22 protein-coding genes are annotated in these 21604 nt (G+C 73.2%); 11 read left to right on the forward strand and 11 right to left on the reverse strand.

Features of this window, described 5'->3' with window-relative positions; genetic code table 11:
- Nucleotides 1-54: 54 nt before the first annotated feature.
- The 4 genes from ACFVTR_RS15925 (at nt 55) to ACFVTR_RS15940 (ending at nt 3470) form a co-directional block, all read left to right on the forward strand.
- Nucleotides 55-708 (forward strand): hypothetical protein, encoded by a 654-nt coding sequence (locus ACFVTR_RS15925; protein WP_387038861.1) that lies wholly within the window; start codon nt 55-57, stop codon nt 706-708.
- Between the two features lie 71 nt (nt 709-779).
- The gene (dapE, locus tag ACFVTR_RS15930; RefSeq protein ID WP_387038862.1) at nt 780-1874 is read left to right on the forward strand and encodes a succinyl-diaminopimelate desuccinylase; all 1095 of its coding nucleotides are present in this window, start codon (nt 780-782) and stop codon (nt 1872-1874) included.
- 70 nt (nt 1875-1944) lie between these two features.
- Nucleotides 1945-3126, forward strand: a complete 1182-nt coding sequence (locus ACFVTR_RS15935) for a hypothetical protein (protein ID WP_387038864.1) — start codon at nt 1945-1947, stop codon at nt 3124-3126.
- A 170-nt stretch (nt 3127-3296) separates the two neighbouring features.
- Nucleotides 3297-3470, forward strand: coding sequence for a DUF3117 domain-containing protein (locus ACFVTR_RS15940; RefSeq protein WP_067875042.1), 174 nt, complete (start codon nt 3297-3299; stop codon nt 3468-3470).
- 89 nt (nt 3471-3559) lie between these two features.
- On the opposite strand, the gene ACFVTR_RS15945 is transcribed toward ACFVTR_RS15940, so the two are convergent.
- Nucleotides 3560-4192: an O-methyltransferase gene (locus ACFVTR_RS15945; RefSeq protein ID WP_387038866.1), complete on the reverse strand. Its 633-nt coding sequence runs from the start codon at nt 4190-4192 to the stop codon at nt 3560-3562.
- 92 nt (nt 4193-4284) lie between these two features.
- On the opposite strand from ACFVTR_RS15945, the gene ACFVTR_RS15950 reads away from it, so the two are divergent.
- Complete coding sequence (locus tag ACFVTR_RS15950; protein ID WP_387038869.1) at nt 4285-4680, forward strand: sec-independent translocase; 396 nt, start codon at nt 4285-4287, stop codon at nt 4678-4680.
- A gap of 53 nt (nt 4681-4733) precedes the next feature.
- Here ACFVTR_RS15950 and ACFVTR_RS15955 read toward each other — a convergent pair whose 3' ends face one another.
- Nucleotides 4734-6284, reverse strand: a complete 1551-nt coding sequence (locus ACFVTR_RS15955; protein ID WP_387038871.1) for a succinic semialdehyde dehydrogenase — start codon at nt 6282-6284, stop codon at nt 4734-4736.
- Between the two features lie 55 nt (nt 6285-6339).
- On the opposite strand from ACFVTR_RS15955, the gene ACFVTR_RS15960 reads away from it, so the two are divergent.
- Nucleotides 6340-7806 carry an MFS transporter gene (locus ACFVTR_RS15960; protein ID WP_387038873.1) on the forward strand — a complete coding sequence of 489 codons (1467 nt, stop codon included), beginning with the start codon at nt 6340-6342 and terminating at the stop codon, nt 7804-7806.
- Entirely contained in the window at nt 7803-9353 is a 1551-nt protein-coding gene (locus ACFVTR_RS15965) for a pyridoxal phosphate-dependent decarboxylase family protein (RefSeq protein WP_387038875.1), read from the forward strand. The genes ACFVTR_RS15960 and ACFVTR_RS15965 overlap by 4 nt, the downstream gene beginning before the upstream one ends.
- A gap of 60 nt (nt 9354-9413) precedes the next feature.
- Here the strand turns inward: ACFVTR_RS15965 and ACFVTR_RS15970 are convergent, their stop codons facing one another.
- From ACFVTR_RS15970 to ACFVTR_RS15985, 4 genes are read right to left on the reverse strand one after another with little or no spacing between them, the layout of a single operon-like run.
- Nucleotides 9414-10352, reverse strand: a complete 939-nt coding sequence (locus tag ACFVTR_RS15970) for a hypothetical protein (RefSeq protein ID WP_387038876.1) — start codon at nt 10350-10352, stop codon at nt 9414-9416.
- 5 nt (nt 10353-10357) lie between these two features.
- A complete protein-coding gene (locus ACFVTR_RS15975) occupies nt 10358-11602 on the reverse strand; it encodes an Mrp/NBP35 family ATP-binding protein (protein WP_387038878.1) in 1245 nt (414 codons plus the stop codon).
- Entirely contained in the window at nt 11592-12113 is a 522-nt protein-coding gene (locus ACFVTR_RS15980) for a DUF1003 domain-containing protein (RefSeq protein ID WP_376947509.1), read from the reverse strand. Before ACFVTR_RS15980 ends, ACFVTR_RS15975 begins: the two co-directional genes overlap by 11 nt.
- A complete protein-coding gene (locus ACFVTR_RS15985; RefSeq protein ID WP_387038879.1) occupies nt 12100-13428 on the reverse strand; it encodes a magnesium transporter MgtE N-terminal domain-containing protein in 1329 nt (442 codons plus the stop codon). The genes ACFVTR_RS15980 and ACFVTR_RS15985 overlap by 14 nt, the downstream gene beginning before the upstream one ends.
- Before the next feature lie 79 nt (nt 13429-13507).
- Between ACFVTR_RS15985 and ACFVTR_RS15990 the strand changes: the two genes are divergently transcribed.
- Together ACFVTR_RS15990 and ACFVTR_RS15995 are read left to right on the forward strand one after the other, a co-directional pair.
- Nucleotides 13508-14254: a general stress protein gene (locus ACFVTR_RS15990; protein ID WP_387038882.1), complete on the forward strand. Its 747-nt coding sequence runs from the start codon at nt 13508-13510 to the stop codon at nt 14252-14254.
- A 193-nt stretch (nt 14255-14447) separates the two neighbouring features.
- Nucleotides 14448-14828, forward strand: a complete 381-nt coding sequence (locus tag ACFVTR_RS15995) for a TIGR02611 family protein (protein WP_387038884.1) — start codon at nt 14448-14450, stop codon at nt 14826-14828.
- 18 nt (nt 14829-14846) lie between these two features.
- Here the strand turns inward: ACFVTR_RS15995 and ACFVTR_RS16000 are convergent, their stop codons facing one another.
- Complete coding sequence (locus tag ACFVTR_RS16000; protein ID WP_387038885.1) at nt 14847-16421, reverse strand: aminopeptidase P family protein; 1575 nt, start codon at nt 16419-16421, stop codon at nt 14847-14849.
- Nucleotides 16422-16483: 62 nt separating this feature from the next.
- Nucleotides 16484-17509 (reverse strand): endonuclease/exonuclease/phosphatase family protein, encoded by a 1026-nt coding sequence (locus tag ACFVTR_RS16005; RefSeq protein WP_387038887.1) that lies wholly within the window; start codon nt 17507-17509, stop codon nt 16484-16486.
- An 88-nt stretch (nt 17510-17597) separates the two neighbouring features.
- On the opposite strand from ACFVTR_RS16005, the gene ACFVTR_RS16010 reads away from it, so the two are divergent.
- Complete coding sequence (locus ACFVTR_RS16010; RefSeq protein ID WP_387038889.1) at nt 17598-18485, forward strand: PHP domain-containing protein; 888 nt, start codon at nt 17598-17600, stop codon at nt 18483-18485.
- 107 nt (nt 18486-18592) lie between these two features.
- On the opposite strand, the gene ACFVTR_RS16015 is transcribed toward ACFVTR_RS16010, so the two are convergent.
- Nucleotides 18593-20122 carry a DEAD/DEAH box helicase gene (locus ACFVTR_RS16015; RefSeq protein ID WP_387038890.1) on the reverse strand — a complete coding sequence of 510 codons (1530 nt, stop codon included), beginning with the start codon at nt 20120-20122 and terminating at the stop codon, nt 18593-18595.
- Nucleotides 20123-20267: 145 nt separating this feature from the next.
- Here ACFVTR_RS16015 and ACFVTR_RS16020 point away from each other — a divergent pair, with 145 nt between their 5' ends.
- Nucleotides 20268-20987, forward strand: a complete 720-nt coding sequence (locus ACFVTR_RS16020; RefSeq protein ID WP_387038892.1) for a ferritin-like fold-containing protein — start codon at nt 20268-20270, stop codon at nt 20985-20987.
- A 63-nt stretch (nt 20988-21050) separates the two neighbouring features.
- Here ACFVTR_RS16020 and ACFVTR_RS16025 read toward each other — a convergent pair whose 3' ends face one another.
- Both ACFVTR_RS16025 and ACFVTR_RS16030 read right to left on the reverse strand, forming a co-directional pair.
- Nucleotides 21051-21356 carry a hypothetical protein gene (locus tag ACFVTR_RS16025; protein ID WP_376947528.1) on the reverse strand — a complete coding sequence of 102 codons (306 nt, stop codon included), beginning with the start codon at nt 21354-21356 and terminating at the stop codon, nt 21051-21053.
- A gap of 2 nt (nt 21357-21358) precedes the next feature.
- Nucleotides 21359-21583 (reverse strand): DUF3107 domain-containing protein, encoded by a 225-nt coding sequence (locus tag ACFVTR_RS16030; RefSeq protein WP_026378876.1) that lies wholly within the window; start codon nt 21581-21583, stop codon nt 21359-21361.
- Nucleotides 21584-21604 lie beyond the last annotated feature (21 nt).

Below are 21604 nucleotides of genomic sequence, written 5' to 3' on the forward strand. Positions count from 1 at the left end.
GCTCGGAGGGCGTCGAACCCGGCGCGCCACGATGCATCCGAAAGGCCTCGAAGCATGTCGACCGTACAGACCCCGCCCACCGCGCGCACCGACGCGCCCCCGATGCCGGCCCGGCCCGCCGCGGCCCGACCCCAGCGGCGCCTGAGTGCGCCGCAGATCCGTCTCGCCGGCGCTGCGGCGCTCGTGCTGCTCGGGCTGTTCGCGCTGTTCACCGCGCTGCCCTGGCCCACCGACGGCGACGCCTACCTCGGTGACGACGTCGCCTCGGTCGCCTACTCGGCGAGCCTCGCGATCGTGATCGGCCTCGCCCTGCGCGGCGGCGCCTTCGGTCCCGGCCGGGTCTGGCGCGCCGTCGGCGCCGTCGCGTTCGCCGCGCTCGTCGGCGCGACGGCGTTCCTCGCGGTCGGCCCCCTGTTGCCGCAGGTCGTGGTCGAACAGGCCGAGCACGTCATCTCGCCGCTCACCCTCGGCGCCTTCTGGCTCGCGGCCGTCGGCATCCTCGCCGTCGGGCACTGGCACGGTCCGGCGCGCGCCCTGCCGTTCCTCACCGCGAGCTGGCCGATGACCGTGGTCGGGGTCGTGCTCGTCGGCGACGCGGGGCTCGACGAGTCGGCGTGGCTCGCCTTCGTCGTCCACCTCGGCCTCGGGCAGGCGCTCACCGCCATCGCCCTCATCGCCGACGCCCGCCGGCTCGCAGCGGCGAGCTGAGCGGGCCGCGCGAACGACGCTCGGCGACGCCGCGCCGGGCGGCGGGCATCCCACGTGAATAGACTCGTGGAATGCCCGCCGCCGCCCCGCTCTCGCTCGACCTCACCGCCGACGCCGTCGCCATCACGCAGGCGATCTGCGACATCCCGAGCGAATCGGGCGAAGAGCGGCTGCTGGCCGACCTCATCGAGCAGGCGCTCGTCGGGGCGTCCCACCTCGAGGTCATCCGCGACGGCGACACGATCGTGGCGCGAACGAACCTCGGCCGCGACCGCCGGGTGGTGATCGCCGGCCACATCGACACCGTGCCGATCAACGGCAACGTGCCCACCCGATTCGAGACGATCGACGGCGTGGAGTACCTATGGGGGCGCGGCACGGTCGACATGAAGGCCGGCGTCGCCGTGCAGCTCAAGCTCGCGCTCGAGCTCACCGAGCCCATCGTCGACCTCACCTGGATGTGGTACGACCACGAGGAGGTCGCCGCCTCGCTCAACGGACTCGGCCGACTCTCGCGCAACCGGCCCGAGCTGTTCGCGGGCGACTTCGCCATCCTCGGCGAGCCTTCGAACGGGCAGGTCGAGGGCGGCTGCAACGGCACCCTCCGCGCCGAGGTGCGCACCACGGGCCTCCGGGCGCACTCGGCGCGCAGCTGGGTCGGCGACAACGCCATCCACAAGCTCGCGCCGGCGCTCACGCGCCTCGCCGAGTACGAGGCCGAGACCGTCGAGGTCGACGGGCTCGCCTACCGCGAGGGGCTGAACGCGGTGCTCGTGCGCGGCGGCATCGCGGGCAACGTCATCCCCGACGAGGCGGTGCTCACCGTGAACTACCGCTTCGCGCCGAGCCGCAGCGTCGCCGAGGCGTCCGAGCTGGTCCGCGGGGTGTTCGACGGTTTCGACGTCGAGATCGTCGACAGCGCCGAGGGCGCCCGCCCGGGTCTCGACGCCCCGCTCGCGCAGCAGTTCGTCGCCGCGGTCGGCGCCGAGGCGCGGCCCAAGTACGGCTGGACCGACGTCGCCCGATTCAGCGCCCTCGGCATCCCCGCCGTGAACTTCGGCCCGGGCGACCCGCTGAAGGCGCACGCCGACGACGAGCGCGTCGCGCTCTCCCAGATCTGGGGGACCGAGCGGGCACTGCGCGACTGGCTCACGGGTGTCGTCTGACCGTCGCATGAGTGCTCCGGCCGAGGTGCGCGATCCCGATCCGGGGCGTGTCACGAGGTGGTCGCCGCGAGTGCGGTGGCGTCTCGCGCCCTGGTGGGCGAAGGTCGCCGTCGTCTACCTCGCGGCGCGCGTGCTGACCACGCTCATCGTGCTCGACGTCGCCGGGCGCCAGGGGCCGAACGCCTGGACCGGCGCCCAGCCCGGCTACTTCGACTTCGCGAACATCTGGGACGCCCGCTGGTACGAGATCATCTGGATCGTCGGCTACCCCCGCGAGCTGCCGGTCGGCGACAGCGGTCACATCGGCGAGAACGCCTGGGCGTTCATGCCGGTCTTCCCGCAGCTCACGGGCGTCGTCACCTGGTTCGGGGTGCCGTGGAACGTGGCCTCGGTCGGCATCGCCGTGCTCGCGGGCCTCGCTGCCGCGCTCGTCTTCCACCGCCTGATGTCGCGGTTCCTCGAACCCGACCGCGCCCTCTTCGCCGTGGTCCTGTTCGCGATCGCGCCGGTCTCGCCGATCATGCAGTTCGGCTACGCCGAGTCGCTCGGGTTCCTGTGGGTCGCGCTCGCGCTGCTGCTGCTCGTCGATCGGCGCTACGGATGGCTCGTGCCCGTCGTCGCGGCGTGGGCGTTCACTCGGCCCGGGGCGCTCGCCTTCGCCCTCACGCTCGGACTGCACTTCGTCTGGCGTTGGTGGCATCGCGCCCGTGACCCGTTCCTGGTGCGCGAGCAGCTCGTCGTGATCGGCGTCGGTCTCTTCACCGCCGTCGTCGGATTCGCCTGGCCGCTCGTCGTGTGGGCGGCCACGGGGGTCCCCGACGGGTACACCGCGACCGAGCTCGCGTGGCGGGCCGGGTACATCGGCTACCAGGAGCTCGTGCCGTTCGCCGCCTGGTTCCAGGGCGGCGCGTGGTGGGCGAACTGGGTGGGGCTGCCCGCGTGGTTCGGCATCGGGGCCGTCGTCGTGGTGGTCGCGACCTTCGTGGTCGTGCTGTTCCTCCCGGCGGTCCGTCGCCTCGGCGTCGACATCCGATTCTGGCTCGCGAGCTACGCGCTGTACCTGCTCGCGGTGTTCTTCCCGCAGTCGTCGACATTCCGCATCGTCTCGCCGATGTTCCCGATCGTCGGGGCGCTCGCCGTTCCGCGCGCCCGGTGGTACCGCTGGTCGATCGTGTTGCTCTTCATTGCGCTGCAATACGCGTGGATCGCGCTCGTCTGGCGCATCGACGCCTACGACTGGACCCCGCCCTGATCGGGCAGGAATCCTGACTTCCGAGCCGTGAACGCGGCGGTGAACGCCCGGAGTCCGGCCGGCGGACGGCGTGCGAATACCCCCGACGGGTTATCCACATTTTCGGGGTGATTTCCCAGCACCGCCGCAGATGGCCGATAATGGAATCTCAGCCACGAAAGGGGAGCTCAATGGCGGCCATGAAGCCACGCACCGGAGACGGGCCTATGGAGGCTGTGAAGGAGGGTCGACTCATCATCGTGCGCGTGCCGCTCGAAGGTGGCGGTCGTCTTGTCGTCTCGGTGAACGACGCTGAGGCCAAGGAGCTCTACGACGTCCTCGGCGGCGTCGTGAACCCTGCCTGAGTCACACGCACTACGACGGCGAGCCCCGAGGACGTTCTCGGGGCTCGAGTCGTTTAACGAATCGCTCGGCGGGCGGGCGGGCGGGCGGGTCAGGCGCCGAGTTTGACGATCTGGAGCAGGCCCTCGCCCGCGGGCGAGATCGCCGTCGCCACCGCCGTCGACGGGGCGAGCTCGGAGATCAGCGTGCGGAACGCGCTCGCCGCCTCGTCGCGCTTGGCGGGGTCGGCGACCCGGCCCTTCCACAGTGCGCGGGCCACGAGCACGCTGCCGCCGGGCTTCGCGAGGCGCAGGCCGTGCTCGGCGTACTCGATCACCGACGGGGCATCCGCATCGATGAAGACGATGTCGTAGGAGCTCTCGTTCATGCGCGGGAGCACCTCGCTCGCACGCCCGGCGATGAGGCGCACGCGCGCCGCCGCGACGCCGGCGTCGGCGAAGTGCTGGCGGGCATGCTGCTGGTACTCGTTCTCGGTGTCGATCGAGGTGAGCAGCGCGTGGCGGGCCGCCTGCAGCATCCAGAGGCCCGAGACCCCGACGCCGGTGCCGACCTCGATGATCGAACTCGCGCGTGATGCGGCCGCGACGACGGCGAGCTGCGCGCCGACCGCGGGGGAGACGGGATCGACCCCGAGCTCGAGGGACTGCTGACGGGCCTTGACGATCGGCTCGGACTCGACGACGGACTCGTCGGCGTACTTCCAGTTCAGGTCGTGATCGGACACGTGGCGGCTCCCTGGTGGCTACTCTCAGCACCCAAGCCTACGGGCCGCGGCGGGTGGCGTTCGCATGCCTCGCCGCCGACTATCCTGTAGGCATGTTCGGTCTGACGTTCGAGAAGCTCCTCATCATCGGGGTGATCGCCGTCTTCCTGCTGGGGCCTGAACGGCTGCCGCACTACGCCGCGCAGCTCGGGCGGCTCGTGCGCTCGCTCCGCGACATGGCGAGCGGTGCGAAGGACCGCATGCGCGAGGAGATGGGTCCCGACTTCGACGACGTCGACTGGAAGAAGCTCGACCCGCGTCAGTATGACCCCCGCCGCATCATCCGCGAAGCCCTCACCGACGTCGACCCGTTCGCCGAGGAGGCGACTGCCGCGCCGGTGGTCGCGCGCGCCGGAGTCAACGAGAACTCGGCCTACCTGCAGCGCAAGCGCAAGCGCGAGTCGCTCGGCGCCGGCGAGCCGGCGCCGTTCGACTCCGAAGCCACCTGAGCCGGCCGCCGCGCTTCGTCGCGACGTCGGCCGACTCGGCGTAGCCGTGCGCGTCAGGCGCGGCGGATGGCCTTCAGCGCCCGCGCGAGCAGCAGGAGGAGCGGCGCCTGCGCCTCGTACTCGGCGGACGTGCGCGGGAGCTGCAGCAGGCCCGTCGCCTGCGAGATCGTGACCGGCTCGACGAAGCGCAGCAGCCCGGCGTCCCCGTTTCGACGACCGACCCCCGACTGCTTGACGCCGCCCATCGGTGCCGCGACCGAGGCGAACGCGCCCCGGTAGCCCTCGTTGATGTTCACGCTGCCGGCGGCGAGGGCGTCGGCGACGCGCTGCCCGCGACGGGTCGAGCCGGTGAACACGGCGGCGTTGAGCCCGTACTGGCTCGCGTTCGCGGCGAGCACCGCCTCGTCGTCGCCCGAGACGAGGTAGAGCGACGCGATCGCGCCGAACGTCTCCTCGGCGTAGACGTCCATCTCGGGGGTGACGCCCGTGAGGATCGTCGGCTCGAATACCCACGGCCCGAGGTCGGGGCGGGCCGTGCCGCCGACGAGCACCGTCGCCCCCTTCGCGATCGCGTCGGCGAGGTGCGCCTCGACGCGGGCGAGCTGGGCCGCGCTCGCGAGCGAGCCGAAGTCGGCACCGAAGCCGAGCCCTGCACCCAGCTTCGCGCTGCGCAGGCGCTCGACGATCGCCCGCTGGAACTCGCCCGCGATCTTCTGGTCGACGTAGATGCGCTCGATCGAGACGCACAGCTGCCCCATCGCCGAGAAGCAGGCGTGGGCGGCGTTCGCGGCGGCCTCGGCGGGGTCGGCGTCGTCGAGCACGAGCAGCGGGTTCTTGCCGCCGAGCTCGAGCGAGGCGCCGACGAGACGTCGTCCGGCCTTCTCGGCGATCTTGCGGCCCGTCGCGGTCGAGCCGGTGAAGCAGATGTAGTCGGCCTCGTCGGTGAGGGCCTCGCCCACCTCGGCGGCGTCGCCGGTGACGACGGCCCACAGCGCCTCGGGCACTCCGGCGTCGATGAAGGCGCGCCGCAGCGCGAGGATCGACAGTGCGCCCTGGTCGTCGGCCTTCTGCACCACGGCGCAGCCGGCCGCGAGCGCGGGCACGACGTCCATCGCGGCGAGGCTCAGCGCGTAGTTCCAGGGGGTGATGACGCCCGCGACGCCCTTGGGCGCGAAGCGCACGCGGGTCGTGGCGACGGTCGGCACCCCGGAGCGCGCGGCGCGGCCGCGCAGCACCCTGCGGGCGGCGATGGCGTTGTAGCGCGTGACTGAGACGGCCTGGTAGATCTCCTCGAAGCCCTGCCCGCGGGTCTTGCCGCTCTCGAGCTGGATGAGATCGAGCAGCTCTTCGCGGCGCTCGAGGATGAGGTCGTGCGCGGCGAGCAGGATGCGGCGGCGGGCGGCGAAGCCGGCCCGCGCCCACGAGAGCTGGGCGAGGCGGGCCCGCGCGATCGCGTCGTGCACGTCGGCGGCGCTCGAACGGGGCAGTTCGTGCAGGGTCTCACCGGTCGAGGGGGTCGGCACGGCGGTGGTCTCGGAGCCCGAGGCGACGACGTCGTCGGTCAGGCTGCGGTACAGGTCGGCGGGGGCGGTCTGGGCGCGCATGCGCACAGTCTAGGACAATTGACCCAGTCGTCAGCCGAGTGAGTACACTGCCTCCATGACCGCAGCGGAGCGTCCCCTGTCCCGCGGCGTCGTGGCCCGCTACGCGATCGGATCGCTCGGCACCGGTGGCTTCGCGACGCTGCCCGGACTCGTCCTCGTGTACTACCTGACCGACACGCTCGGCGTGAGCGCGCTCATCGCCGGTCTCGTCGTCACGGCGGCCAAGGTCTGGGACGTCGTCATCGACCCGTGGATCGGCGCCCGCAGCGACCGTGCGCTCCTCCGCAGCGGCACGCGTCGCACGGGCATGCTCGTCGGGGCGCTCGCGCTGCCCGTCGGCTTCGCGCTCACCTTCGCCGTGCCCCCGGGCGTCGGCGCCGCGGCATCCGGCGCGTGGGTCTTCATCGCGTTCCTCGCCACCGCGACCGCCTTCAGCCTGTTCCAGGTGCCCTACATCGCCCTGCCCGCCGAGCTCACCCCCGACTACGACGAGCGCACGCGGCTGCTGACCTGGCGCGTCGTGGTGCTGACCCTCGCGATCCTGCTGTTCGGCGCCGGCGGCCCCGAGATCCGTCGTGCGTTCGACGACGAGGTCACGGGCTACCTCGTGATGGCGATCGTCGCGGGTGTCGTCATCGGCGTGGGCATGCTGATCGCCGCGGGCACGGCGAAGCGGTCGGATGCCACGGGCCTCCGCCGCGCCGACGCACCCGCCCCGGCGGGGTCGACGGCTGCTGAGCCGGCCGTCGACGGCTACCGCGAGGGCTTCCGCGCACTGCGCCGGAGCCTGCCGTTCCGGGTGCTGCTCGCGGTCTTCGTGCTGCAGGGGCTCGCGACGGGGCTCATGCTCGCCGGAGCGCAGTTCGTCGCGACCTGGGTGCTCGAGTCGGAGGCGGCGGTGACGCTGCTGTTCGTGGCGCTGATCGCGCCCGCGCTGCTCGTCGCCCCCGCGTGGGGCGTGCTCGCCCGCAGGATCGGCAAGGAGCGGGCGTTCCGCATCGCGAGCCTCGTGTTCGCGGCGGCCACGCTCGCCATGGTGCTGATCGTCTGGCTGCCGGGGCCGTGGGTGTACCTGCCCGTCGCCGTCGCCGGCGCCGCGTACGCGGGCATGCAGTCGCTGCCGATGGCGATGCTGCCCGACGTCATCTCGCACGACGCCCGCATGACGGGCCGCGAACGGGCCGGCAGCTTCGGCGGCGTGTGGACGGCGGGGGAGACCGCCGGCATGGCGCTCGGCGCGACCCTGCTCACGCTCATGCTCGCCGCGACCGGCTACCTCGAGTCGACCGGCGCCGAGACGGTCGAGCAGTCGCCCGCCGCGATCGCCGGCATCGCGCTCTCGTTCAGCCTCGTGCCCGCGCTCCTCGTCGGCGCGAGCGTCGTCGTGCTGCGCCGCTACCCGCTGCGGCGGAGCGACATCGACGTCGCCCCGATCGTCGGCGAACGACCGGGCGAACCCGGCCACCCGAACACCCCCGGGGCGCAGGGCGCCCCGAGCACCACCGATGGGAGCACCCGATGAACGGGTTCCGCCGCGAGGCATCCGACATTCTCGACGAGCTCGACGCGCTGCGCTCGGCCGATGCGCCGACCCACGGCGGGCGGGTGCTCTCGTACGTGTACGACTCGGGGCTGTCGGCGCTCGACGAGCTCGCCGCCGAGGCCGCCCGGCGCGTGCAGCCGGTCAACGGACTCGACCCGACGACGTTCGTCTCGGTCGCCGCGATGGAGCGTGGCGTCGTCGGCTTCGCCCGCCGCGTGCTCGGCGGCGAGCACGGCGTGCCCGGAGGCGATGTCGTCGTCGGCTCGGTCACCTCGGGCGGCACCGAGAGCTGCCTGCTCGCCGTGAAGTCGGCCCGCGACGCGTGGCGCGCGGCCCGGCTCGGCTCGCCGCGGGTGCCCCGCCTCGTCGCCCCGGTGACGGTGCACGCGGCGTTCCACAAGGCGGCGCACTACTTCGGCCTCGAACTCGACCTCGTGCCGGTCGACCTCGCGACGGGCACGCTCGCCCCGGCCGCGATCGAGGAGCGGCTCGGCGACGACGTCGCCCTCGTCGTGCTCAGCGCCCCGTCGTACCCGTTCGCGAGCCTCGACCCCATCGCGGATGTCGCGGCGATCACCGCCGAGCGGGGCATCGCGCTGCACGTCGACGCCTGCATCGGCGGTTTCGCCCTCGCGTTCTGGCCCGAGCCCCTGCCCGCGTGGAACCTCTCGGTGCCCGGGGTGACGAGCCTCTCGGCCGACCTGCACAAGTACGGCTACGCACCCAAGGGGGCGTCGGTGCTGCTGACCCGCGGTCGCGATCGGCAGCGGCACCAGTACTTCGCCACGACCGGATGGCCCGGCTACCCCGTCGTGAACCCGACGATGACCGGCTCCAAGCCGGCCGGCCCGCTCGCGGCGGCCTGGGCGATCATCGAGGCGCTCGGCGAGCCGGGCTTCACCGAGCTCACGGCGCAGGCGGCGCGCGCGACCGCGGCGCTGCGCGCCACGATCGACGAGATCGAGGGCCTCCGCGTCGTGGGCTCGGCGACCGGCCCGCTGCTCGCCGTCGCCACCGACGAGGAGGTCCCCGAGGGCTCCCGCGTCGATCCCCATCACTGGGCGGATGCCGCGCGCTCGGCCGGTTGGCAGCTGCAGCTGCAGCCCGGGCTCGCCCAGTCTGACGGCACCCGGCTGCCCCACACGACGCACCTCACCGTGACGCCGGTCACCGAGCGGGTGCTGCCCGAGCTCGCCGCGGCGCTCGTGGTCGCGGCCGACGAGGTGCGGGGCATCCCGCAGATCGACGGCGGCGCCGCGCTCGCCGGCCTCGTCGAGGCGCTGCCGGGCTTCGGGAGCGAGGGCGGTCCGTCCGGGCTCGACGCGCTCGCCGGTGTCGACGGCGGACTCGACTCCGACACCGCGGCCGCGATCCTCGGGGCGGCCGGCCTCCTCGGCGGCGAGGGAGCCCTGCCCGACCGGCTCGCCCCGGTGCTCGCACTCGTCGAGGCGCTGCCGGGGCCGCTCACCGAGCGGCTGCTCGTCGAGCTCCTGGCCCGCGTGGTCGAGCCGCCCGCGGTCGGATGAGGTCGCGCGGGCGGTTCCGCCCGGGGCTCACGTCGCCGACCCCGCGCCCGATCGCCTGCGCTACTGCAGTTCGCAGCGCTCGGTGACGTAGTCGTAGAGCTCGGCCTTCAGCGTGTCGGAGGACGGCCGGTCGATCATGCCCGATCGGCCGTCGCCGGTCTCGACGACGAAGGCGAGGATGGTGCCGCGCTTGTCGTCGGCGAGCACGTGCGGGTCGCACCGTGCGGGGCGCACGGCGAGCGGCACGACCGACGGGGCCTCGCCCGGGGCGATCTCGAGGTCGAGGGGCCAATCGGTCCCCGCCTCGTTGCCGAGGAGCGTCGAGCCCCGCACGAGCCCGACCGCGAGCGAGCCGTCGCCCGACGGCTCAGGAGTGACGGCGACGTCGATCCACGCGCGCTGCGCCGCGCCCGAGCCCTCGAGGCGCAGGTGCTCGGGCATGGTGATCGCGGCGACCTCCGCGACCGAGGCCTCGAGGCAGTCGGCGGCGGCGATGCGGGGCAGGGTCTCGAACGGGTCGTCGGGTGCGAGCTCGCCCGCGAACGCGGTGCCGCTCGCGCTGCCGCGCCCCTCGAGTCGCACCACGGGCTCGGCGTCGCTCGCCGCGCCGTCCGCGTCTCCCGCGCAGCCCGGCGCCGGCAGCTCCAGGCGGAGGTCGATCGCGTCGTCGGCCGTCAGCTCGACCTCGTCGGCGTAGACGAGCTCGGCGCCGAGCTCGGGCAGCACGACCTCGACCCGCTCGATCGTCACCGGCGACGAGCCGCCGTTCTCGAGGTGCACCACGAGCCGCCGCGCCTCGACGTCGAGCCGCCCCTGCTGCACGCCGACGGTCAGCCCGTCGGGCAGCGGCCCCTGGGCGGGGTGGGTGGGCGAGGCGGGTGCGCTGCACGCCGCGAGCAGCGCCAGCGTCGCCGCCGACGCGGCGACCGCCGCCGCGAGCGTCGAGGGCGCCCCCGTTCCGAGCCACGCGCGCCGCCGAGCGGCATCGGCACGTGGCATCCGACTCACCGCACCGAGACGTCGAGCCGGCGCCCCGCGAGTGAACGCGGCATCGCGGAGAGCCTCGCGGCGACCTGTTCGATCGCGCGTGCTGCCGGATCGTCGGGGGAGGCCACGACGACGGGCACGCCCGAGTCGCCGCCCTGGCGCAGCGCCATGCTGAGCGGCACGCTCGCGAGGAGCGGCACGGGCTCACCCGCGGCGCCGTCGGCACCCTGCGAAAGGCGTTCGGCGACGAGTTCGCCGCCGCCCGAGCCGAACAGCTCGAGCAGCGTGCCGTCGGGCTGCACGAGCGCCGCCATGTTCTCGACCACGCCGACGATGCGCTGCCCCGTCTGGCGTGCGACGACGCCCGAGCGCTCGGCGACGTCGGCCGCGGCCGCCTGCGGCGTCGTCACGACGACGACCTCGGCGTTCGGCAGCAGCTGCCCGAGCGAGATCGCGACGTCGCCCGTGCCGGGCGGCAGGTCGACGAGCAGCACGTCGAGGTCGCCGAAGTACACGTCGGTGAGGAACTGCGAGAGGGTGCGGTGGAGCATCGGCCCGCGCCAGGCGACCGCCGTCGACGACGCGCGTCCGCCGGGGGCGGTCGGCTCGACGAACATGCCGATCGAGATCACCTTCACCCCGTGCGCGACGGGCGGGAGGATCATCTCGTCGACGCGCGTGGGGCGGGCGGCGAGGCCGTCGTCGTCGACGAGCCCCAGCAGCCCTGGGATCGAGAAGCCGTGCACGTCGGCGTCGACGAGGCCGACCGCGAGGCCGCGGGCGGCGAGCGCCACCGCGAGGTTCGCCGTGACGGTCGACTTGCCGACGCCGCCCTTGCCGCTCGTCACGGCGATGACGCGCGTCAGGGAACCGGGGCCGAACGGGTTGGTGCGCGCGGCCCGACCGCCTCGGAGCCGTTCGGTGAGCGCGGCGCGCTGCTCGGGGGTCATCACCGAGAGCTCGACGGCGGCGTTGCCCGCCCCCGCGGCCGACTCGGCGGCCTGCCGCACGTCGCGTTCGATCCGGTCGGAGGCGGGGCATCCGACGATCGTGAGACGGATGCCGACCTCGACCCGGCCCTCGCCCGCCTCGACGACGCGATCGACCATGTCGAGCTCGGTGATGGGCTTGCGGATCTCGGGGTCGATGACCGACGCGAGGGCGCGCAGCACGGCCTGTTCGAGGGGCGTCGCGGGGGAGGCGGGCGCGACGGTCTCGTTCGTCGCGCCGGGCTCGCCGGGGCCGCCGGGCTCAGCCGGCATGCTCGGCCTCCTCCTCGTCGCGACGGTCGAGCTCCTCGAGCATCGCGCGGAGCTCGGCGCGGATGAACTCCTTCGACGCCAGGTCCTTCACCGCGAGGCGCAGCGCCACGACCTCGCGGGCGAGGTACTCGGTGTCGGCGAGGTTGCGTTCGGCGCGCTGGCGGTCCTGCTCGATCTGCACGCGGTCGCGGTCGTCCTGCCGGTTCTGCGCGAGCAGGATGAGCGGGGCCGCGTACGACGCCTGCAGCGAGAGCACGAGGGTGAGCGCCGTGAAGCCGATCGCGATCGAGTCGAATCGCCACGGTTCGGGTGCGAAGGTGTTCCACGCCATCCAGCCGATCGCGAACACCGAGAGCCCGACGAGGAAGGCGGGCGTGCCCATGCCGCGAGCGACCCATTCGGTGAAGCGGCCGAAGCGATCGCTGTCGCCCGAGCCTCCGCGGAAGGGAGCGGTGCGGCGAATGCCCTTCGGTGTGTCGAATCGACGGTCCTCCGACTCAGCGCGTGCCATCTGCTCCCCTCCTTCCGTATGGGATCGGGATGCTTCCCGTCGTCAGCTGCGCCCGCGCGGTACTGCGCTTGGCGAGCTCGTCCTCCTCGGGGTGACTTCGCCAGTCATCGGGCAACAGGTAGTCGAGCACGTCGTCAATCGTCACCACCCCGACGAGTCGATGTTTCTCGTCGACGACCGGCACCGACACCAGGTCGTAGCTCGCGAGGATGCGGCTCACCTCGGCGGCCGAGGTGTCGGCCCGCACCGGCTCGAGGCCCTGGTCGATCAGGGTGCCGAGGCGCTCGTGGGGCGGGTACCGGAGCATCCGCTGGAAATGCACGATGCCGAGGAACCGGCCCGTGGGCGGCTCGTACGGCGGCAGCGTCACGCAGACCGCGGCGCCGAGCGCCGGAGGCAGGTCGTGGCGGCGGATGAGCGCGAGGCCCTCGGCGACCGTCGCGTCGGCCGACACGATGATCGGCTCGGTGGTCATGAGGCCGCCCGCGGTGTCGGGACCGTAGGAGAGCAGGAACCGGACGTCCTCGGCCTCTTCGGGCTCCATGAGCTCGAGGAGGTGCTCGCCGCGCTCCTCGGGGAGCTGGGCGATGAGGTCGGCGGCGTCGTCGGGCTGCATGTGGTCGAGCACGTCGGCGGCGCGGTCGTCGCCGAGGCCCGCGAGGATCACGACCTGGTCGGACTCGGGCATCTCCTCGAGCACGTCGGCGAGCCGGTCGTCGGGGAGCTCCTCGGCGACCTCCTGGCGCCGCTGCGCCGGAAGGTCGAGCAGGGTCGACGCGAGGTCGGCCGGCTTCAGCTCGGAGTAGGTCGCGATGAGCTGCTCGGCCGACTGCGCCTCACCGGTGGCGAGCTGCTCGCGCACCTCGCGCCAGGTGACGTAGGCCGACTGCCCCTTCGAGAACGGCGAGGCGCCCTTGGGCCGGCGCACGAAGAGCTGGTCGACCTCCCACTCGCCGGGCTCCTGCTCCTCGATCGCGACGTCCTCGATGGTCGCCGTGCCCGAGCCGTCGTTGAAGAGCACCTTGCGGCCGAGCATCTCGGCGATGACGCGCACCTCGCCGCCGCGCTGCTCGAAGCGGCGCAGGTTGATGAGGCCGGTCGTGATGATCTGGCCCCCGCCGATCGAGGTGACGCGCCCGATCGAGACGAACACGCGCCGCTTGCCGGGGATCTCGACGATGAGGCCGACGACGCGCGGAGGGTCGCTCTTGCGGTACACGACGAGGACGTCGCGCACCTTGCCGACCCGATCGCCGGCGGGGTCGAAGACGGCGCACCCGGCGAGTCGGGCGACGAAGACTCTCGTGGCGCTCACGCTTCCAACTTAGCCCCCGGATGCCTCGTCGCGGGCCTCATTCCGGCCCTGCCGCGTGCGGGCATGGGAGAATGGCCCGGTGAGCAACCAGACGCCGTACGGTGGCCGTGCCGGCCGCGAGTTCCCGACGCTGCCGAAGGGCGAGACGGTCGCGAGCTTTGAGAGCTACGCCGAGGCGCAGGCCGCGGTCGACCGGCTCTCGAAGGCCGAGTTCCCCGTGAAGGAGCTGGCGATCGTCGGCACCGACCTCACGAGCGTCGAGCGCATCACCGGCAAGCTCACCTGGAGCCGCGCGGCTGGGGCCGGTGCGCTGTCGGGCGCCTGGTTCGGCCTCTTCCTCGGACTGCTGTTCTTCATCTTCGCCCCGTCGGGCGCCTCGCTCGGCATCCTCGGCGCGGCGGTGCTCATCGGCGCCGGCTTCGGCATGATCTTCAGCGTCGTCTCGTATTCGGTGAACCGCCGACGTCGCGACTTCACCTCGGTCATGCAGGTGCTCGCCACCCGCTACGCGATCATCGCCGAGCCCGCGCACGTGTCGCGCGCCCGCACGGTGCTCGGCACCTCGGGCCAGGTGTTCCCGCCGGCGCCGGGGCAGGCCCCCGTCGCCGCGCCGCCCGCGCCTCCGGTGGTGCCGGCCGCCCCCGAGGCGGTTCCCGCAGAGCACGAGGGCGCCGACGAGGCATCCGCCCCCGCTGCCCCTGCCGAGGAGGCGCCCCGCGGGCTCACCTACGGCGAGGCGCAGGACGCGGCACGCCGCGCCGCCCGCGAGGCGCGGGAGGCCGAGCAGCGCGACGGTCGCGCCGCCGGCGGCGGCGACCAGGCGTAGCCGCCCGACCGAACCACTCCGGGCGATGCCCCGCGCCGTCGCTCCTGGCTGATCGCCGTGCGGACTCGCCGGAGGGACCACCCCATTCGGCGGCGTGTCGATGCGGAGGTCAGCCCGGACCGACCGACGAATCGTCGCCCGGGCGGTCGTGAGGCCCCGGCAGAATCCCAGACTCGCGATATATCGTGTCGCCATGACGAGCGGCGAGACGCACGAGCGACCGACGGGCCTCGAACGCGAGATCGAGCGGGAGATCGCCGACGGCGAGCGGGGCGACCGGCCGCTGCGGCGGTTCCTCCGAGGCATCCGCCACCGCATCGAGGGCCGGCCCGCGCTGCGCCGCGCGTACCGGGTCGCCGTCGGCGTGCTCGGCGGCATGATTGCCGTCGGCGGGCTGCTGCTCGTGCCGCTGCCCGGGCCGGGCTGGCTCGTCGTGTTCCTCGGGCTCGCGATCCTCGGCACCGAGTTCGCGTGGGCGAAGCGCCTCGCGGCGTTCACGAAGCGTCAGCTCGCCCGCTTCTGGGCATGGTGGCGGGCCCGCCGTGCGGCGCGCACGGCGGACCCGGCCGCCTGAGACGGCGGCGGCACGCGATCAGCCGCGGGCGCCCTGCACCCACGCCTCGACGGCGTCGACCGTGCGGGGGATCCGCACCGAGAGGTTCTCGGCGCCGTCGGCGGTGACGAGGATGTCGTCCTCGATGCGCACGCCGATGCCGCGGAACTCGGCCGGAACCGTGAGGTCGTCGGGCTGGAAGTACAGGCCCGGCTCGATCGTGAAGATCATGCCGGCCTCGATCACGCCGTCCATGTAGAACTCGCGCCGTGCCTGCGCGCAGTCGTGCACGTCGAGGCCGAGGTGGTGGCTCGTGCCGTGCACCATGTAGCGGCGGTGGAACTGGTTATCGGGCAGGAGCGACTCCTCCGCCGACACCGGCAGGAAGCCCCACTCGGCCGTCTTGCGGGCGATGACCGCCATCGCGGCGGCGTGCACCTCGCGGAACACGATGCCCGGCTTCACGATCGCGAACGCGGCGTCGGCCGCCTCGAGCACGGCCTCGTACACCTGCCGCTGCACGGGCGAGAAGGTGCCGTTCACCGGGAAGGTGCGGGTGATGTCGGCCGTGTAGTACGAGTCCATCTCGACGCCGGCGTCGAGCAGCACGAGGTCGCCGGGCACGACGGGGCCGTCGTTGCGGGTCCAGTGCAGGATCGTCGCGTGCGGGCCGGCCGCCGCGATCGAGCCGTAGCCGACGTCGTTGCCGTCGAGGCGGGCGCGGGTCGCGAAGACGCCCTCGATGACGCGCTCGCCGCGCACCTCGGCGGTGATGCGGGGGAGCTCGGCGAGCACCTCGCCGAAGCCGCGCTCGGTCGCGTCGATCGCGGCGCGCATCTCGGCGATCTCGTAGTCGTCCTTCACGAGGCGCAGCTCGCTCACGACGCGCGCGAGCTCGCCGTCGGGCTCGTGGTCACTGCCGACCTCGAGCGAGAACGCCGCATCCTGCGCGTTCTCGCTGAGCACGCGCTCGGCGGCGAAGCGGATGCGGGCGTGGTCGACGCGCTCGGTCACGGCGGCGTCGGCCTCGCGGATGACGAGCGTCGCGGTGTCGACGGCGTCGATCACGGCATCGAAGTCGCGGATGTCACGGGTGGCGACCGCGAGGTCGGCCGCGACGTGCGCGAGGGAGGGGCGGGGGCCGATCCAGAACTCGCCGATCGCGGCGTTGGCGTAGAACTCCTCGGAGTCGCGGCCCGCGCGCTCGCGGAAGTAGAGGGTCGCCTCGTGACCGGCGCCGCCGGTCGGCTCGAGCACGAGCAGCGCGCCCGGTTCGGAGTCGGAGCCCCAGCCCGTGAGGTGCGCGAACGCCGAGTGCGCGCGGTACGGGTAGTCGGTGTCGTTCGCACGCTGCTTCATGTCGCCCGCGGGGATGACGAGGCGCTGGCCCGGGAACGCCGCGGAGACCTTGGCGCGACGCTCGGCGGCGTTCGCGGCCTGCGGCCTGGCCTGCGGCAGCGTCTCGTCGCGCTCGGCCCAGCCGGTGCCGATGAAGTTCTTGAATCCTTCCGAGCCCGGCGTCGTCGACCGGTTCGCGTTGCGGCCGGCGTCGTCGCCGTTCGTGGTGGCCGGAGCCGCGGTCTCAGTGGTGGAGGTGTCGCTCGAGTTCGCCATGGCTCCATTCTCGCACCGCCCGATGCGAGCCGAACCGCCGCGGGCGCAACCGCGCGGGTGCCTCAGCCCGCCCGCACGAGGGTCGCCGCGATCGGGCGGTGGTCGCTGCCCGCGTCGTCGAGGCTGCCGATCACCTCGAAGCGCTCCACCGTCCAGTCGGGCGTCGCCAGAACGTGGTCGATCGGGCTGCCGAGCAGCTCTGGCGCGCTGGCCGGCCAGGTGCCGAGCGCCGCGGAACGGGCCGCGACCGCGGCATCCCGGCACCGCCCGAGGTCGCCGCCGTCGATGCCGCGACCGGCGAAGTGGTCGACCGTCGCGTTGAAGTCGCCCGCCATGATCACGTTCTCGCCCGTGCACTGCTCGGCGAGCCAGTCGAGGTCGCTGCGCCAGTTGCGCAGCTCCCAGCGGATCGGTGCGACCGCGTGCACGGCGACGATGCGCGGGCCGTCGCCCGAGACGGGGTCGGCCACGACGCTCGGCAGCGTGTTCGTGTTGCCGGGCGGCCCGGGCGCCTCGGCCGAGACCACCTCGTAGTCGCCGAGCTCGGGACTGATGAGCAGTGTCGTCGACCTGGCTTTCGCCACGTCGTCGTAGGCGAGCGTGTGCACCCACATCGGCGATCCGCCCTCGCGCATCGCGATCGCGACCTCCTCGCCGAGCGGGTCGGTCGTCTCGGGCAGCACGACGACGTCGGCACCCTCGTCGAGGGCGAGGCCCGCGATGGTGCTCGCATCGGGCACCTCGCCGAGCGTGTTCCACGCCAGCACGGTGACCGAATCGGGCGGCACGGCGCCCGTGGCATCCACGCTGCCTGCGCCGCGCATCGCGAGCACCGCGACGTTGCCGCCCGCGAAGAGCGCGAAGACGACCGCCATCGCGACCGCGAAGCTGCGCGTGCGGCGGGGGATCGCGAGGAGCGCGAAGATCGCCGCGACGACCAGGCCGCAGACTGCGGCGACCCCGCGGAGGGCGACCACATGCGCCGCGATCCACTGGTTCTGCAGGCCGAACGCCTGCGGCCAGACAAGGACGAGAGCTGCGACGGCGGTGCCGAGTACGACGACCCAGCCGAGGATGCGGGGGAGCATTCCATCCACACTAGGTGCACCGACACTGGGAACGCCCGGTGAATGCCGCGAGCCCGGCGCACGGGCCGGGCGTCGATAGCATTGGGGGATGTCAGACGCCCCCGCCGCACCAGGCGAAGCCGACCTGCACACGCACACGACCGTGTCGGACGGAACCGAGGCGCCGGCCGAACTCATGCGGCAGGCCGCCGCGGCCGGGCTCTGGGGCATCGCGCTCACCGACCACGACTCGACGAGCGGCTGGGCCGAGGCTTCGGCCGCGGTCGCCGAGACGGGCGTCGCCCTCATCCCCGGCATGGAGCTGTCGACGCGCGAGGGCTTCTCGAGCGTGCACCTGCTCGGCTACCTCATCGACCCGCTCGACGAGTCGCTGCTCGCCGAGACCGCGCGCATCCGCGAGTCCCGCATGACGCGCGCCGAGCAGATCGTGCGCCGCATCGGCCGCGACTACGACCTCAGCTGGGACGACGTGCTGGCGCAGACCGCCGAGGGCGCGACGATCGGCCGCCCGCACATCGCCGACGCGCTCGTGGCCCGCGGGCTCGTCGAGACGCGGTCGGCCGCGTTCTCCGGGATCCTGCACCCGCGGGCCGGCTACGCCCAGCCGCACTACGCGCCCGACCCGCTCACCGGCGTCCGCCTCATCCGCGAGGCCGGCGGGGTCCCGGTGCTCGCGCACCCCGGCACCCGCGGCGCCGAGCGGATCGTGCCGCCCGAGCGCCTCGCGAAGCTCGTCGATGCGGGGCTCTTCGGGCTCGAGGTCGACCACCCCGAGAACCAGGAGGCCGCGAAGCCCCGGCTGCGCGAGCTCGCCGCGCGGTTCGGGCTCGCGATCACCGGGTCGAGCGACTACCACGGCACCGGCAAGACGAATCGGCTCGGCGAGTGCCGCACGGCGCCCGACGTCGTCGCGCGCCTCCTCGCCGAGGGGCGCGGCACGGCGCCGGTGCTGCCGCCGGTTGTTCGGGCCCCGTAGGCGGCGACCCCCGGCATCGACAGGACGAGCGCGTCGGCACCTCCGTATTGCGGGGTGCTGACGCGCTCGTCCTGTCGAAGGTGTGAGCCCGGCCGGGGCGCGGCGGCCTAGGCCTGCGGCGCCACGGGGGCCGAACCGGCCGCACCGCTGCGCCCGGCTCCGCCGCGACGGCGGCGGCGGCGCGGGGCCGGCTTGCCGTCGTGGTGCTCGTGGCCCTTGCCGTCGTGGGTGCCGGTGCCCGGCTCCTTCACGGCGGGAGCCTCGACCGAGCCGTCGGCCTGTGCCGGGGTCGACTCGCCCGTGGGCTCGCCGGCGCGCGTGCGGCGGCGGTTGCGGGTGCGCGGGGAGCGCTCGCCGTCGCCCTCGCGGCGCTCGCCGTCGCCTTCGCGACGGCCGCCGCGCTCGCTGCGACCGGCGGTGCTCGAGCGCGTCGCGCTCGCCGCAGGGGCGGCCGGCTTCAGACGGCCCTTGGTGCCCGCGGGGATGTCGAGGTCGCTGAACAGGTGCGGGCTCGACGAGTAGGTCTCGGTCGGCTCGGGCTGGCCGAACTCGAGGGCGCGGTTGATGAGCGCCCACTTGTGCAGGTCGTCCCAGTCGACGAACGTGACGGCGATGCCGGTCTTGCCCGCACGGCCCGTGCGGCCCGCGCGGTGCAGGTAGGTCTTGTCGTCGTCGGGGATGGTGTGGTTGATCACGTGCGTGACGTCGTCGACGTCGATGCCGCGCGCCGCGACATCCGTGGCGATGAGCACGTCTTTCTTGCCGGCCTTGAACGCGGCCATCGCGCGCTCGCGCTGGTCCTGGTTCAGGTCGCCGTGCACGGCCGCGGCGTTGAAGCCGCGGTCGTTGAGCTCCTCGACGAGCTTGGCCGCCGCGCGCTTCGTGCGGGTGAAGATGACCGTCTTGCCGCGACCGTCGGCCTGGAGGATGCGCGCGATCACCTCGTCCTTGTCGAGCGAGTGCGCGCGGTACACGAGGTGCTTGATGTTCGCCTGCGTGAGGCCCTCGTCGGGGTCGTTCGCACGGATGTGGATCGGCTTCGACATGAAGCGGCGGGCGAGCGCCACGATCGGCCCGGGCATGGTCGCCGAGAAGAGCATGGTGTGCCGCACGGCCGGCACCTTCGAGAAGATCTTCTCGATGTCGGAGAGGAAGCCGAGGTCGAGCATCTTGTCGGCCTCGTCGAGCACGATCTCCTGCACCTCGCCGAGGTTGAGGAGACGCTGGCTCGCCAGGTCGAGGAGGCGACCGGGGGTGCCGACGACGATCTGCGCGCCCGCCTTGATCTGCTCGATCTGGCCCTCGTACGCCTTGCCGCCGTAGATCGAGACGATCTTGGTGGGACGGTTCGAGGTCGCCAGCTCGAGGTCTTCGGAGACCTGCACCGCGAGCTCGCGGGTCGGCACGACGACGAGCGCCTTCACGCCGGGAGCGGGGTCGTCGCCGAGGCGCTGGATCAGCGGGAGGCCGAACCCGAAGGTCTTGCCCGTGCCGGTCTTGGCCTGGCCGATGATGTCCTGGCCCGAGAGGGCGAGGGGGATGGTCTGCTCCTGGATGGGGAAGGCATCGACGATGCCCTTCCCGGTCAGGGCGTCGACGATGTCGGACGCGATGCCGAGGTCGGTGAAAGTGGTCACAAATCTGCCTGTCGGTCGTGCTTCGAGAATGAAGGTCGTGAGGTGCGCCTCGACTTCAACCCCGGGCGCACGGCCGCGGCTCCGATGTCCGCATGCCCTTACACCCTATCGGAGTGTGCCTGTGCGCCTCGGATAGGCTGTCCTCGTGGTGTTCTGGTCCAGCAGGCGCGGTGCGCGCCCCGAGCTTCCGCGGCTGCGACCCCGGGTCGCCCCGACGGAGGTCACCAAGGTCGACTTCACCGAGCTCGTGCCCGAGCCGGTTCCGTTCCTCGGGCAGGCCGCGTACATCCAGCTCGAGTTCTTCGAGAGCCTCTCGACCGCCGTCATCGGCGCACCGTCGATGCGCTCGAAGGAGGGACTGAGCGCCGCAGCGGGCGTCGCCCTGCGGCGGCACCACGAGCTCATCGCCGAACTGCGGCACCTCGGGGTCGAACCCGAGGCGGTCATGGTGCCGTTCGCGCCGGCGACCGATCGGCTCGGCGAGTCGACGGCCGGCGCCGACTGGCCCGAGCTGCTGCTCGGCGTGCACGTGACCTCGGGCATGCTCGACGACTACTTCTCGCGCCTCGCGGAGGGGCTGCCGACGGCGCTCCGCGCGCGGGTCCGCGGAATCCTCGGGGGCGGCGGCATCGGCGAGGTGCTCGAAGCCGAGCTGCTCGCCGCGATCGAGGCGGAGCCCGGCCTCGCCGACCGCCTCGCCCTGTGGGGTCGCAGCATCGTCGGCGACACACTGCTCATCGCCCGCTCCGCCCTTCGGGCCTCCGACTCGGCAGACCGCACCGCCGGTGAACGGGTCGAACCGGTCTTCACCGAGCTGATCGCCGACCACACGCGACGCATGGACGCGCTCGGCCTCACAGCCTGAGGCGCCGCGGCGCGCGGACGCAGCACGTCGGGCTCGCCGCCCGCGGCGGTTCGCCGACGCCGGTCAGGCGCGGCTGACGCCCGGTCGGGAGAGGCGCTCGAAGAGCGCGGCATCCGCCTTCTGACGGCCCGGCCCGATGAGGAACCCGGCTGCCGCCGATGCGAGACCGGAGGCGACGAGCGCGACGACCCAGATCCACCCGCCGTCCCACGCCCAGCCGAGCCACGTCAGCGCGACCCACACGACCGCGGCGACGGCCGCGCCGATCGACGGCACGAGCGCGACGCCGCGCATCTGGCGGTACGGGAACGCGAAGTGCGCCGCGAGGCCGAGGATGGCGCCGCCGAGCGTGACGAAGAGGAGCTCCATCGTCAGGCGACGAAACCGACGCGACGCGACTCCTCCGAGCCGATCTCGACGTAGGCGAGCGCTGCGGCGGGGACGACGAAGACGGTGCCCTTGTCGTCGGCGAGCTTCAGGAGCGGTGACTGCCCGGCGAGGGCCGCCGCGACCGCCTGCTCGACCTCTGCGGCCGACTGCGAAGTCTCGAACCCGAGTTCACGGGGGGAGTTCTGGATGCCGATGCGAACGTCCACGGTGCGCCTTTCTGCTCGTGT

Origin of the sequence: Agromyces sp. NPDC058126, from assembly GCF_042884595.1 — a bacterium.
In the GTDB taxonomy this organism is placed as follows: Bacteria; Actinomycetota; Actinomycetes; order Actinomycetales; family Microbacteriaceae; genus Agromyces.